Here is a 12,988-nt window from a genome sequence, read left to right as displayed (position 1 = left end):
GGTTACCGATGGGTTGTAAGAAATGATTATGTTGCGTTACGCAGAGATCGAAGAAGACTCCCCCGCGGATGCCCGCGAACGGGAGCGAGAACTCTTTGATCAGTCGATCGAACTCCTGACCAAGGCGTTGCAGGAGGGGCCGAACTCCTTTGTGCGTATCGAAGCGATTCACTTCACGATTCGGCTCTGGACGATGCTGCTCGAGGACCTTGCGAGCAATGACAACGCATTGCCGAAGGAATTGCGCGCTAGCCTGATATCGATCGGAATCTGGATCCTTCGCGAAGCCGATGCGATCCGCAAGGGGGACTCCGACAATATCGATGGTCTGCTTGACATCACTAAAATCATTCGGGGCGGGGTGGAATGAAAAGCTCTTTCAAGATTTTCCTGAAAGCCAACGAGAGAATATTCATCAACGGCGCTGTGATCCGTGTCGATCGCAAGGTGTCGCTGGAACTTCTCAATGACGTGCAGTTCCTGCTGGAAAACCACGTCCTGCAGGCCGAGGACGCGACCACGCCCTTGCGCCAGCTCTATTTCATCGTCCAGGTGATGGTCATGTCGCCAGGTGACAAGGAAGCGGCGATGCCGCTCTTCCGCGAGAGCCTGCCGGCTCTGATCACGGCCTTCTCCAACCAGAAGATCCTGTCCGAACTCAAGCATGTCGACCGGCTTGTGATCGAGGAAAAATACTATGAGGCGCTCAAGACGATCCGTGGCCTCTATCCGGTCGAGGCGGAGATTCTCCGCCAGAATCCCGCGACGGCAAGGACGTTGCAGGAACACGGACCCGTCAAGGAAGCAGCAGTGGGGTAAATGCGATGACTGTCGTAACCAGCGCAACCAGCACACAATCGGCGACGGCGGCCACGGGCGCCAAGGCGAATGTCGACTACAATTCGTTCCTGAAGCTCCTGGTCGCCGAATTGAAGAACCAGGATCCGACCAAGCCGATGGATTCGACGGAATACGTCGCCCAGCTCGCGACGTTCTCCAATGTCGAACAGGGGATCCAGACAAACTCCAAGCTCGACGACCTGATTTCCATGGGGCATCTCCAGCAGGCAGGCTCGATTATCGGGCGTACACTGACCACGCCGGATAAAAGCGTGACCGGCACGATCAACGAAGTGCGTGTCTTCGACGACGGCATCATCGCTGTCCTCGATTCGGGCGAACAGGTCCAGGTCACCAGTGGCGTGACGATCAGCTGATGACCGAAGCCGATGCCCTCGACATTGTCCAGTATGCCATCTGGACGGTGCTGATGACATCGGCGCCCGCCGTGCTGATCGCGATGATCGTCGGCGTCACCATCGCTCTCGTCCAGGCCCTGACACAGGTCCAGGAAATCACCCTGACCTTTGTTCCCAAGATCGTTGCGATCCTTCTGACCGTCTCTGTTTCCGCCCCGTTCATGGGCGCGCAGATCGGCCGGTTGACCGACGTGATCTTCAGCCGGATCGTCACCGGTTTCTGAACCTTTTTTGCCGTTGGAGCCTGCGCCCAAAGCTTGGCGCAAGGAACGGATGCTATCGCGAAATGATGACGCGCGAATTCATCCCAAGTCAGGTTCGTTCCCTTGGCCATCCTTGACGTTGCCAACAAGCCGGAAATAGCCAACAGCCGCGACATCGGTTTTGCCGTTGGCATCGTCGTGATGCTCACGATCCTGTTCCTTCCGGTTCCGGCATTCCTGATCGATTTCGGGTTAGCGCTCTCGCTCGCATTATCCGTGCTGATCCTCATGGTGGCGCTCTGGATCCATAAACCGCTCGACTTCTCGTCCTTCCCGACGATTCTGCTGATCGCGACAATGTTGCGCCTGTCGCTCAATATCGCCACCACCCGCACGATCCTGTCGGAAGGCCAGCATGGAACCGAGGCCGCCGGACACGTCATCGGCGGCTTCTCGCGCTTCGTCATGGGCGGTGACTTCGTCATCGGCCTCGTCGTCTTCTTCATTCTCGTCGTTATCAACTTCCTCGTCATCACCAAGGGTTCGACCCGTATTGCCGAAGTCGGCGCGCGGTTCACCCTCGACGCCATTCCCGGTAAGCAGATGTCGATCGACGCGGATCTGTCTGCCGGCATCATCGACGAAGAGGAGGCGCGTTCCCGGCGCAAGGAACTGGAGCAGGAGAGCTCGTTTTACGGTTCGATGGACGGTGCCTCGAAATTCGTGCGCGGCGATGCAATCGCCGGTCTGATCATCACCGCGATCAACATCGTCGGCGGCATCATCATCGGCTACACGCGTCACGGCATGTCGATTTCCGAGGCCGTCGACGTCTTCACCAAACTTTCCGTCGGCGACGGCCTCGTTTCGCAGATTCCGGCCCTGATCGTTTCGCTGGCGGCCGGCCTGCTGGTGTCCAAGGGCGGGACAGTCGGATCGACCGACAAGGCCGTTCTCGATCAGCTCGGCAAATATCCGCGTGCCTTGTTCGTCGCCGCCGCCATGCTCGCCGCGCTGGGCCTGATGCCCGGATTGCCTTTCATCCCCTTCGTTGCTCTTTCCGGCGTATTGGCGGGGATCGGCTATATGCGCCCGCTGGCCGCTGCGCGCCGTGTCGCGGAAGAAAAACAGGAAGCCGACGACGCCCGCGCCAAGCAGGCGGACGAGGAACGCGATTCGGTTAAGGAATCGCTGCGCTCCAACGACCTCGAACTCGTTCTCGGCAAACAACTGGCCGCGAAACTTGTGCCGAACCGCCAGGAAATGGCCTTCCGCATGAAGAAGATGCGCAAGCGCTTTGCCGTCGATTACGGCTTCATCGTGCCGGAAATCCAGATCACCGACGATTTCGCCATCGAGCCGAAGGCCTATCAGATCAAGGTTCACGGCACCGTGGTCGCGGAACATTCCTTACGTATCGGCGAACTCATGGTTTTCGCCGAGCCCGAAAAGATGAAGGGCATTCCCTTCGAAAAGGTGCGCGAACCGGCATACGGCATCGACGCGCTGTCGGTTCCCGAAACCTTTGCCGACGACATGAAGACCGCGCGCATCGCGACGGCCGACAATGTCGCGGTCGTGCTCACCCATATGAGCGAGGTGATCCGCAACAATCTGCCCCAGCTTTTCTCCTACAAGACGATGAAGGCGATCATCGAGCGTCTCGATCCGGAATACCGGAAACTCACCGAGGAAATCTGCACCACGCACAGCTCCTATCCGGGCCTGCAGGCGGTTTTGAAACTGTTGCTCGCCGAGCGCGTGTCGATCCGCAATCTGCCGCTTATCATCGAGGCGGTGGCCGAGATTGCGCCTTCGACGCGGCGGACCGAAGCCATCGTGGAGCATGTGCGCGGCCGCATCGCCCAGCAATTGTGCGGCGACATCACCGAACATGGCGTTCTGCATGTCCTGCGCCTCGGCAACCGCTGGGATCTCGTTTTCCGTGAGAGCCTGAAGCGCGACGCCAAGGGCGACGTTCACCAGTTCGACATCGATCCGCGCCTGCTCGAGGAGTTTGGCGCCGACGTCAACAAGGCGATCGAGGGGTTCAAGAAGCAGAACCGGCGCTTTGCGATCATCACCTCGCCGGAGGCGCGGCCCTATGTGCGCATGATCGTCGAGCGCCTGCATCCCGATACGCCGGTGCTGTCGCATCTGGAGATCGGCAAGGGTATCGAAATCCGCATTCTCGGAACGGTGTCGTGATCACGGCGTTGCCCGCCGACATACTGACCGCTTTCCTGGTTTTTTGCCGCGTTGGCGCCTGCTTCATGGTTCTGCCGGGCATGTCGAGTGCGCGCGTCTCGCCACAGATCCGCTTGTTTGCCTCGCTCGCCGTGGCGGTCGCCGTGTCGACCTTCGTCGCGCCGAAGATGGAGGCCGAACTCGCCGATCCGTCCGGCATCCTGATTTTGCGGCTGGTCGTCAGCGAAACGATCATTGGTAGCTTTTTCGGCCTGGTCGCCCGTTTCTATCTGCTCGCGCTAGAATTCATCATTACCGGCGTCGGCATGGCGATCGGCTATGGCGGCATGCTCGGCGCCAGTATCGAGGGCTTCGAGATGCAGTCGCAATTGACCGTCTTCCTGTCCTTTGCCGCCCTGATGATCCTTTTCACGCTGGATTTCCATCATCTGGTCATCACAACACTGCTCGGTTCCTACGACGTCATGCCGCTCGACCAATTCCCGTCGCCGCGCCTGCTCCTCGTCGATCTGGTCGATGTCTTGCGCGAGAGCTTTCTGGTGGCATTGCGCCTCGGCAGCCCGTTCCTGGGATTCGCGATCATCGTCAATCTGGGTGTCGGCCTGCTCAACAAGCTCGCGGTCCAGATACCGATCTATTTCATCTCGCTGCCTTTCATCCTCGTGATCGGTCTGCTCATCATGTACTTCTCGGTACCCTACATGCTGAGCCTGTTCGGCGCCGGGTTCGCCGCCGTTTACACCCTGCAGTGACATGAGCGGCCAACCGACCGATTATGCCCGTCTTCTGCGCCTCCAGCGCGTGATCAAGGCCATGCGCGAACGCGACCTTGCCGAAGCGAAGAACCGGACGGCGACGGCCGAACGCTCCCTGGAGGAGCTGAACCGGATGTTTGACGAAGGCGGGCCCATCGTCGGTCTGTTTCCGGATTTGCTCGCCAGCTATTTCCAGACGACCCTGTCGGAGAAGGCGGATGCCGAACGGCAGGTCAAGGCGTCCGGCGACGAACTTCTCAAGGAGAAGAAGAAGCTGGAAACGATCGAAAATCGCTACGGCGAGCAGCGTACGTCCGAGACGCGTCGCGACGAGGCGGTCGCGCAGGCTGAAACGCTCGATCAGCGTTTGGCGCGCCAACTGTCAGCTTCAAGCAAGATTGGCAAGATAAGCTAGGACCGGACGAAACAGGACCACCTGGAACAGGACTTAATGGCGGTCGAATTTCCATCCGATCTCATTCTCGACGTTGCGCGAGCCGCGGATCCCGCCAGGGCGCAAAGCGTTCAGGCGCGGCTGTCTTCCGGTACTGTCGGCGGCGATGGCACATCGACCATTGCCAAGGCCGCGACGATGGGAAGCCACCTGTCGCGGGTGGCACACGGCAAGGATCCGAAAGAGGCTTCGAAGGAATTCGAGGCGTTGCTCGTTGCCAACATGGTCAAGAACATGATGGGCGACAGCGACGAAAGCTATTTTGGCGGGGGATTTTCCGGCAGTGTCTGGAAATCGATGATGGCCGACCAGATTGCCACGCAGGTGGTCAAGAACACCGACTTCGGCGTTGCCTCGAAGATCAACAAATATCTCGTCAGGGACGGCGAAAACGTCCAGGCGTTGCATGGGATCAACGATGCGGAGGCTACGCCTTCCGAAACCCGCGCCATCGATGCCGCGCGCAGCGGCACCAACGAGATCAGTCGCGATTTCATCCGCAAGATGATGTCGGCCGTCGGTTCCGGCGACAACAGTTGACCGAGTCCATGATCAAAACAGGGAGTAAGCGGGCATGAAACCTGCAGCAGCACCGGCAACGCGCCAGAGTGCCCTGAGCAAGAAGCAGCTCAAGTTTCTTTTTCTGCGCGTTGGCGACGCGATCGAGGAGGAAACCAGGCTGTTGCGAACGAATCCCGCAGCCGGGCTTTCGGGTTCGAACGCGCGCAAGAATCGCTGCCTCTATGAACTCAATCTCGTTTCGCGCGAATTATCCCGCTTCGAAGTCGACGAGGAAATCAGGGCGGAACTGCGCGCCCTGCGCAAGAAGGTCGATGACAACGCCGCCGCGCTTCGGGCCAACATGGCCGCGACAAAGGATGTCATCAGTATTCTCGGAGACGCGATCACACACGCCGAATCCGACGGTACCTATCCGTCGATGTCGAGACTACCTGCAGGTTACGGATGATCGGCCAAATCCTGTTCGCGCTCTTGGTCGCAGGCGCCACCCTCACGGGTATCTATTTCGGGCAGCAATATTCCGAGACGCCGGAGGACAGCGCGCCCGCACACGAAGCTCATGTCGGCTTCAACGACTTCAGGACCGATCTCTTCGCGATTCCCTATGTCAACGAGACCGGTATCGTCGGCTATGTGACCGGCCGTTTCACCGTCAAGACGGTGGCGTCGGAGGAGGCCGGGTTGATGATCCCGCTTCAGACGCTGATCTTCGATGCGTTGAGCAGCCACTTCTATGCGGAAGCCGGCGCGCTTGCCACGCCGGTCGGCTGGACGCGGCTTCGCCAGTCGCTCGACGAACTGCGTGATGTAGCCAACAAGACGGCCGGACGCGAGGTGATCGCCGAAGTGCTGATAGAGCAGTTGGATTTTTTCCCGAAAGATTCGGTCCGCATGCCCGGCGACGCGCGTTTCGAATCGACGTCGGAAACGTCGACGGAAAACTGAACTGTTACGCGATCACGGCGTCTGTCCCGGCATGATCTTCTCGTAGAATTCCGCTTCGTAGATCACGAACTTGTCGGTGCGCTTGCCCACCCGGCTGGCGCATTCCGCCGGCCCGTCGGCATTCTTCTCCAGGGTCGCGGAAAACTCGATATAGAGGTCGTTGGTCACCCGCGGTACCGCGATGCGTCGCTCCTCCGGATCAGTATGCGCGCCGTCGAACTCCACGCGCATCACGCAGTAGCCGATCTTTTGTGTGCGCGAGTAGATCGGCACCGGAATCGGCGGAAGCTTGACACCCTCGCCGACCTTGGCCTCATCGGCGTGCGGATCCGTTGCCTCGGCCGACGGCTGCGAAAGCGTGACCTGCAGCATGACGCCTCCGACCGCTGCAATGCAGGCTGCGGTTCCGGCGATCGAGTACTGGATGAGATTCATGGTCGCGATGACAGCTTGTCAAATGTACAGGTTTCGTCCGGCGATTCGCGGTGCGGGCGTTTTTCGCGCCGGTAGGTCGAATCGCATGCCTCTGCCATATTGGCGCACATCGCTTGCGCGTAGCTTTTCACGCGACGATGCGGAAATTCACCCGCGTTTTCCCGGCAGGACGGAAAATGTGGGGAAAAAAGGTTTCTAGGCAGAAATGGCGGATACGGCCGCTAAGGTCGCGATCTTCCGTCACGTTACCGATTGTTGCAAATGCATTTATGTTTCTGTAACACCGTTACACGCGATACCGTTACAGAAACATGGTTGACGTTACCTGCGGACCCGGAGAGGTCTTGAACAATAATAATAACAAGAATCTGAGGCGCGGGTTACCCGATATGCACCCTGGACTCCTTCCGGCAGGCATGCTTGCCACTCTTGCCGACAATGACGTCGATCCGGATACGATCGTCGCGGAAATAAGCACGATAGCCAAGTCCCGGCGATATGCAATTTTTCGCCTGCTAACAAATAGCGGGGTCCGCGTGGAAACGATCGAGTCGTCACTCGACCCGCAAGTCTCCGCATATATTCGGGATACCCTCTGCGACGAGACGGCGGATTTCACGTGCAAGACGATATCGGTGACCACGCCGTTTTCCTGGAGTTTTTCGGCGGACCCGGTCGTTCGGCAACGCGCCGTTCTTTCGCATGGCGAGAGCTGGGCCGAAATGTCGAACTCGCTGTTTCATGTCTTTTTCAGGCGCTCATCCGCGAGCGAGAGATTGCTATTCGTCACGCAGTCGATGCCCGGTGCGGATCCGCTGAATGCCGAACAACTCTTCTTCTGCCACGGTCTGACACAGGTGATTCTCGACCAGATCGCCTTGCGTCCCGATGGCCATGCGGGCGCTGCCAGTCGCATAACCGTGCGCGAGAAGGAATGTTTGCGATGGTGTGCCGAGGGCAAGACGAGCGAGGAGATCGGAATCATCCTTACGCTGTCGACGCATACGGTGAATCATTACCTCATCAGCGCGACGAAAAAACTGAACGCGGTCAACCGTACCCACGCCATAATAGTCGCCATTCGTCAGGGCATTCTGGATATTAACGGCGAACCCTGAGATTTTTAATTTTCATTAAGGTAAATGGGATTAGGTGGGTTCCTGCTTGGAGGCTTTTTCGCCCGGCATGATGCCCCCGCCAAGGCCCGGAATTCCCGGAATGTTAGAGACCTCTCCATTCCAGGGGCCGTTACGGCATGGGCTATCCCGAAAATCCGTCAATGCGAGCCGAAAGGCCGGCGAAAAGCCGCTTGAATCTGTCCAACGGATTGAAGCTTTTCGCTGTGGGCATTGCCGTGGTTCTTCTGCTGCTCACAGCCATATCGGACTACCGCAATTCACTGACCAGGATCGGCAGCGAGGATTACCATCGCGTCGTCACCGGCAAGGACCTGATCGCCGACATCAATCCGCCACGCTCTTTCATCGTCGACGCCTATCTGACCATCGTTCAGGCCTCGCAAGAGCCGTGGAACCGGGATGCCTATTTCCAGGAGTACCGGGCCGAGAAGGACGCATATTTCGAGCAACTCAAACGCTGGGAAAAAGCCGACATTCCGGACGATATCCGCAAGCTGATTACGGTCGATTCTCCGACCGTCCTCGATCGCTTCTGGATCGAGGCCGAAAACAATTTCTTCCCCAAGCTTGAAAATTCCGGCGGCATCGGTCTCGGCGCTGCCGAGATCAACCAGTCTCTGGGCGTTCTCAAGGAGCGCTTCAAGGAGCACAAGGCGATCGTCTTGCGTGCATCGCAGGAGGCCGAAGCCTACCTCAAATCGGTCGAGGCCGACAGCAACGCCCACATGCGCGAGCTCGGCTGGATCTACTACGCCGCGGCCGGCATTTCGCTTCTGCTGATCGCAGGCTTCCTCGTCGCGCTGAACCGCGCCGTCGTCCGCCCGCTCGTCAACATTGCCGGTTACACGACCGATCTCGCCCGCGGCCACACCGACGCGGACGTCCCCTATGTACACCGCGGCGACGAAGTCGGCAGCATCGCCAAGGCGCTGACGGTCTTCAAGGAGGTCGCGGCCGAAAAGCTGGAATCCGAGCGCCATGCCGCCACCGAGCGCCAGCGCATGGCCGACATCAAGGCTCAGGCCGACGCCGACCTTGCCGAAAAGGCCGAGGCGACCCGCCGCGCCGTCGCTATTCTTGGCGACGCGCTCAACCGTCTCGCCGACGGTGAGCTCGATTGCGAGATCGACGAGCATTTCCAGGGTGAACTCGAAAGTCTGCGCCACGACTTCAATATGGCGCTCGGCGGAATAGCCGACGTTTTCACCCAGATCGCGGTCACCGCGACGAGCATCGAATCCGGCACACAGGAAATTTTCACCGCATCCGACGACCTGTCGCGCCGCACCGAGCAGCAGGCGGCCTCCCTGGAGCAGACCTCGGCGACGCTGGATCAGATCACGGCGACCGTGCAAAAATCCGCCGAGGGCGCGGAAAACACCCGCAAGATCGTGAACGCTGCCCGCGGAGACGCCGAATCCAGCGGCGATGTCGTCAATCGTGCGCTTGCGGCGATGTCCGACATCGAAAAGTCCGCAGCCGAAATCAACGAGATCATCTCGGTCATCGACGAGATCGCCTTCCAGACCAATCTCCTGGCGCTCAATGCCGGCGTCGAAGCGGCACGTGCCGGCGATGCGGGCAAGGGCTTTGCCGTCGTCGCCCAGGAGGTGCGCGAGCTGGCGCAGCGTTCCGCCGGCGCCGCCAAGGAAATCAAGACGCTGATTTCGAAATCCTCGAGCCAGGTCTCTTCCGGGTCGCAACTCGTCAACGCGACCGGCGAGACATTGCACCGCATTGCCGGCCAGGTCGTAGAGATTTCAGTCGTCGTCGACCAGATCGCGTCAGGTGCGAACGAACAGTTCATCGCGTTGAAGCAGCTCAACACCGCCGTCGGCGACATGGACAGCGCGACGCAGCAGAATGCGGCAATGGCCGAACAGGCGACCGCCGCCAGCCATTCGCTGTCGCAGGAGGCCGAAAACCTCGCCGCGCTCATCGCACGATTCAGGGTTGCTGACCGGCAGTTCGAAGCCCGTTCGCGCCAGCCAAATCCAACACCCCAGGCCGCACGTCCCGCAGCCCGTCCCAGGAAAGAAATCGTCCGGCGCGCGCAGGGCGCATTCCGTGGGCGAAGCGTGGGCAATGCGGCCATCAAAGACGAATGGGAGGAGTTCTGATCCATGATCAAGAAAGTTGCCGCCAATCCGCTGGCGAAATGCCTGACCGAGACCGGTGAGAGCCGTGTGCTGACGCTTCCGGCGAGCCTGCCCGGCGAAACGGCGACCCATGTCGCGGATCTGCTTTTATCCGCCCGCACCCATCCGATCGACCTCGATGCGAGCGCCGTGGAGCGGATCGATACGCCATGCATTCAGGTTCTGCTGTCCGCCGCCCACATGTGGCGCGAGGACGGTATTGCCATGAAGCTCTCCGGCCAGTCCGGGGTCTTTGCCGACAATTTGACCACCCTTGGCCTGACAACAGCTGAATTGGAAGTAGGGGACGCCAACCATGCTTAAAAAGATACTGACCGTAGACGACTCGCGAACCATGCGTGAAATGCTCCGCCACACCCTGGCGAACGCGGGATTTGAGGTCGTAACGGCCGAGGATGGCGCCGACGGCATCCAGAAACTTCGTGAATCCCAGCCGGACGTTGTCATCACCGACATCAACATGCCGGTCATGGACGGCTTCGAGTTCATCGAGAACGTGCGCAAGTTCGAGGAATACAACCGCGTCCCGATCCTCGTACTGACGACGGAAAGCGCGCCGGAAAAGAAGCAGCGGGCCCAGAGCGCCGGCGCGACCGGATGGATCGTGAAACCCTTCGACCCTGAGAAGCTGACCAGGGCCGTTAACCGCGTCATGCCATAGGCCGGATTGGACATATGAGTCTCGACGATATCAAAGAAACATTTTTCGCCGAATGCGCTGACCAGATGTCGGAGCTGGAGACCGGATTGCATGAAATCCAGTCGGATGGCCCGGACATGGACACGGTCAATGCCGTGTTTCGCGCAGTGCATTCCATCAAGGGGGGTGCCGGCGCGTTCGGTTACAACGCGCTCGTCTCTTTCGCACACGTTTTCGAGAACGCGCTCGATGTGATTCGCAACGACCTGAGCCAGGTTAACGAAGCGCGCATGGATCTGCTGCTGCGTTCCGTCGACGTGTTGTCGGACGTCATCGAGGCGGAACGCACCGGTAGCGAACCAGAGGATTCCTCGGGCCTCGCCGGCGAGCTGGAGACCGCTTTCGGCCTCGGCGGCGCGCACGAGGAGGAGGACGAGGAAGAGATCAATTTCGCGCCGGTGATGATCGACCTCGAGGCTTTTGACGCAGTCGAGGCGCCGTCGGGCCGCACATTCCGGATTTCCTTTGCGCCGCATGCCAGCCTCTATCTCAAGGGCCATGATCCGCTGCGCTTCTTCCGCGAACTCGGCGACATGGGCACGCTCAGCGTCACATGCGATCTGGAAGCATTGCCCAAGTTGAACGACCTGACGCCGGACGAGAGCTATCTCAAATGGCAGATCGATTTCGAAACCGAGCGCGATCGCGATGACATCGAGGCCGTGTTCGACTGGGTCGACGGCGAATGCGTCCTGTCGATCGAGGAGATCGGCGGATCGCCGCCCGACGGCGACGGCGAAAACCTCGACGCGTTCCTGCAAGCGCTGGAAGAAAGCGGCGATGACGCGGCGCCAGCCGATCTGGTCGACATCGACGATTTCGGTCAGGACCCGGAGACCGCCAGCGCCGACGCGCCGGCGCCTGCAAATCCGGTAGCCGAATTGGTCGACACGATCGAGACCGCTGTCGGCGCCAACGCGTCCGGCAATGGCGACCAGGGCGACGATGGCAACGACAATGCCGGGGCCGGTTCCAAAGCCGAAAAGAAAGAGGTCAAGAAGGCCAGTCAGACGATCCGCGTCGAATCCGAGAAGGTGGACCGGCTGATCAACCTGATGGGCGAACTGGTGATCAACCAGGCGATGCTGGCCGAACGCATCGGCCAGGCCGGTTTCGGATCCGCTTCGCCGACAGGCCTCGCGCTTGTCGAACTTCAGAACCTCACCCGCGAAATCCAGAGCGGCGTGATGGCGATCCGCGCGCAACCCGTGAAGCCGGTCTTTATGCGCATGTCGCGCGTGATTCGCGAAGTTTGCTCCGCCACCGGCAAGAGGGCGCTGCTGGAGCTCGAAGGCGAGCACACCGAAGTCGACACGACCGTTATCGAGGGCCTGATCGACCCGCTGACCCACATGATCCGCAACGCCGTCGACCACGGCATCGAGGATCCGGAGACACGGCAGGCCAGGGGCAAGCCCGCCCAGGGCACGGTCAAGCTGTCCGCCTACCACTCGTCCGGCCGCATCGTGATCGAGATCAACGACGACGGCGCCGGCATCAACCGCGAACGCGTGCTCAGCAAGGCGATCGAGAAGGGGATCGTGGCGCGCGACGCCAAGCTCTCCGACGACGACATCGACAATCTCATCTTCGCGCCCGGTTTCTCGACCGCGGAAACCATCACCGACGTCTCCGGACGCGGCGTCGGCATGGATGTCGTGCGCCAGTCGATCCAGGCGCTCGGCGGACGGGTGCACATCGCGTCGCGCCCGGGCGAAGGCTCGCTATTCTCGATGACCTTGCCGCTGACGCTTGCGGTTCTCGACGGCATGATCGTCAAGGAAGCCGGTCAGACGCTCGTGCTGCCGGTCTCCGCGGTTCTCGAAACCGCGACGCTCAAGCCCGGCGACGTCTACACGATCGGCAAGAACAACCGTGTCGTGAAGATGCGCAACAGCCTGATCCCGATCATCGATGTCGGCCGCCAATTGGGCTTCTCCGAGCGGCGTGACGATTACACGAGGGGCACCATCCTGGTCGTCGAAGGCGGCAAGAACGGCTTGGGCGCCTTTCTCGTCGACTCGATCGAGGGGCAGCAGCAGGTCGTCATCAAGAGTCTCGAAAGCAACTACCAGCGCGTGCCGAGCATCGCCGCGGCGACCATTCTCGGTAACGGTCAGATCGCTCTCATCCTCGATTGCGATCACATCGTGTCGCACCAGTCCGGCGAACCCGGGCCCGAAATCATTCAATCCATGGCGGGGTGAAG

16 protein-coding genes are annotated in these 12,988 nt (G+C 60.0%); 15 read left to right on the top strand and 1 reads right to left on the bottom strand.

Annotated elements, in window-relative coordinates; genetic code table 11:
* Positions 1-22: 22 nt before the first annotated feature.
* The 10 genes from flaF (at position 23) to IG169_RS20225 (ending at position 6,346) form a co-directional block, all read left to right on the top strand.
* Positions 23-370 (top strand): flagellar biosynthesis regulator FlaF, encoded by a 348-nt coding sequence (gene flaF / locus IG169_RS20270; RefSeq protein ID WP_193178082.1) that lies wholly within the window; start codon positions 23-25, stop codon positions 368-370.
* Positions 367-819 carry a flagellar biosynthesis repressor FlbT gene (gene flbT / locus IG169_RS20265; RefSeq protein ID WP_193178081.1) on the top strand — a complete coding sequence of 151 codons (453 nt, stop codon included), beginning with the start codon at positions 367-369 and terminating at the stop codon, positions 817-819. Before flaF ends, flbT begins: the two co-directional genes overlap by 4 nt.
* A 5-nt stretch (positions 820-824) precedes the next feature.
* On the top strand, positions 825-1,217 hold the full coding sequence (flgD, locus tag IG169_RS20260; protein ID WP_193178080.1) for a flagellar hook assembly protein FlgD: 393 nt from the start codon (positions 825-827) through the stop codon (positions 1,215-1,217).
* Positions 1,217-1,483, top strand: coding sequence for a flagellar biosynthesis protein FliQ (gene fliQ / locus IG169_RS20255; RefSeq protein ID WP_193178079.1), 267 nt, complete (start codon positions 1,217-1,219; stop codon positions 1,481-1,483). Before flgD ends, fliQ begins: the two co-directional genes overlap by 1 nt.
* A gap of 102 nt (positions 1,484-1,585) precedes the next feature.
* A complete protein-coding gene (gene flhA, locus IG169_RS20250; RefSeq protein ID WP_193178078.1) occupies positions 1,586-3,670 on the top strand; it encodes a flagellar biosynthesis protein FlhA in 2,085 nt (694 codons plus the stop codon).
* The gene (locus IG169_RS20245; RefSeq protein WP_343225685.1) at positions 3,667-4,422 is read left to right on the top strand and encodes a flagellar biosynthetic protein FliR; all 756 of its coding nucleotides are present in this window, start codon (positions 3,667-3,669) and stop codon (positions 4,420-4,422) included. The genes flhA and IG169_RS20245 overlap by 4 nt, the downstream gene beginning before the upstream one ends.
* 61 nt (positions 4,423-4,483) lie before the next feature.
* Positions 4,484-4,840, top strand: a complete 357-nt coding sequence (locus IG169_RS20240; RefSeq protein WP_193178077.1) for a hypothetical protein — start codon at positions 4,484-4,486, stop codon at positions 4,838-4,840.
* A 36-nt stretch (positions 4,841-4,876) separates the two neighbouring features.
* Positions 4,877-5,419, top strand: a complete 543-nt coding sequence (locus IG169_RS20235; protein WP_193178076.1) for a rod-binding protein — start codon at positions 4,877-4,879, stop codon at positions 5,417-5,419.
* A 34-nt stretch (positions 5,420-5,453) separates the two neighbouring features.
* Positions 5,454-5,849 (top strand): hypothetical protein, encoded by a 396-nt coding sequence (locus tag IG169_RS20230; protein WP_193178075.1) that lies wholly within the window; start codon positions 5,454-5,456, stop codon positions 5,847-5,849.
* Positions 5,846-6,346, top strand: a complete 501-nt coding sequence (locus tag IG169_RS20225; protein ID WP_193178074.1) for a flagellar basal body-associated FliL family protein — start codon at positions 5,846-5,848, stop codon at positions 6,344-6,346. The genes IG169_RS20230 and IG169_RS20225 overlap by 4 nt, the downstream gene beginning before the upstream one ends.
* A 12-nt stretch (positions 6,347-6,358) precedes the next feature.
* On the opposite strand, the gene IG169_RS20220 is transcribed toward IG169_RS20225, so the two are convergent.
* Positions 6,359-6,781, bottom strand: coding sequence for a hypothetical protein (locus IG169_RS20220; protein ID WP_193178073.1), 423 nt, complete (start codon positions 6,779-6,781; stop codon positions 6,359-6,361).
* A 344-nt stretch (positions 6,782-7,125) separates the two neighbouring features.
* On the opposite strand from IG169_RS20220, the gene IG169_RS20215 reads away from it, so the two are divergent.
* The 5 genes from IG169_RS20215 (at position 7,126) to IG169_RS20195 (ending at position 12,986) form a co-directional block, all read left to right on the top strand.
* Complete coding sequence (locus IG169_RS20215) at positions 7,126-7,899, top strand: helix-turn-helix transcriptional regulator (protein ID WP_246717473.1); 774 nt, start codon at positions 7,126-7,128, stop codon at positions 7,897-7,899.
* Positions 7,900-8,090: 191 nt separating this feature from the next.
* Complete coding sequence (locus IG169_RS20210; protein ID WP_193178072.1) at positions 8,091-10,040, top strand: methyl-accepting chemotaxis protein; 1,950 nt, start codon at positions 8,091-8,093, stop codon at positions 10,038-10,040.
* Positions 10,041-10,043: 3 nt separating this feature from the next.
* A complete protein-coding gene (locus tag IG169_RS20205; protein ID WP_193178071.1) occupies positions 10,044-10,382 on the top strand; it encodes an STAS domain-containing protein in 339 nt (112 codons plus the stop codon).
* The gene (locus IG169_RS20200) at positions 10,375-10,740 is read left to right on the top strand and encodes a response regulator (protein ID WP_193178070.1); all 366 of its coding nucleotides are present in this window, start codon (positions 10,375-10,377) and stop codon (positions 10,738-10,740) included. Before IG169_RS20205 ends, IG169_RS20200 begins: the two co-directional genes overlap by 8 nt.
* A 14-nt stretch (positions 10,741-10,754) precedes the next feature.
* Entirely contained in the window at positions 10,755-12,986 is a 2,232-nt protein-coding gene (locus tag IG169_RS20195) for a chemotaxis protein CheA (RefSeq protein WP_193178069.1), read from the top strand.
* Positions 12,987-12,988: the final 2 nt, after the last annotated feature.

It is taken from the genome of Oricola nitratireducens, assembly GCF_014904745.1.
Taxonomy (GTDB): Bacteria; Pseudomonadota; Alphaproteobacteria; order Rhizobiales; family Rhizobiaceae; genus Oricola; species Oricola nitratireducens.
The sequence above is the reverse complement of the archived record's forward strand: the minus strand, read 5'-3'. Positions and strand labels throughout refer to the sequence as shown.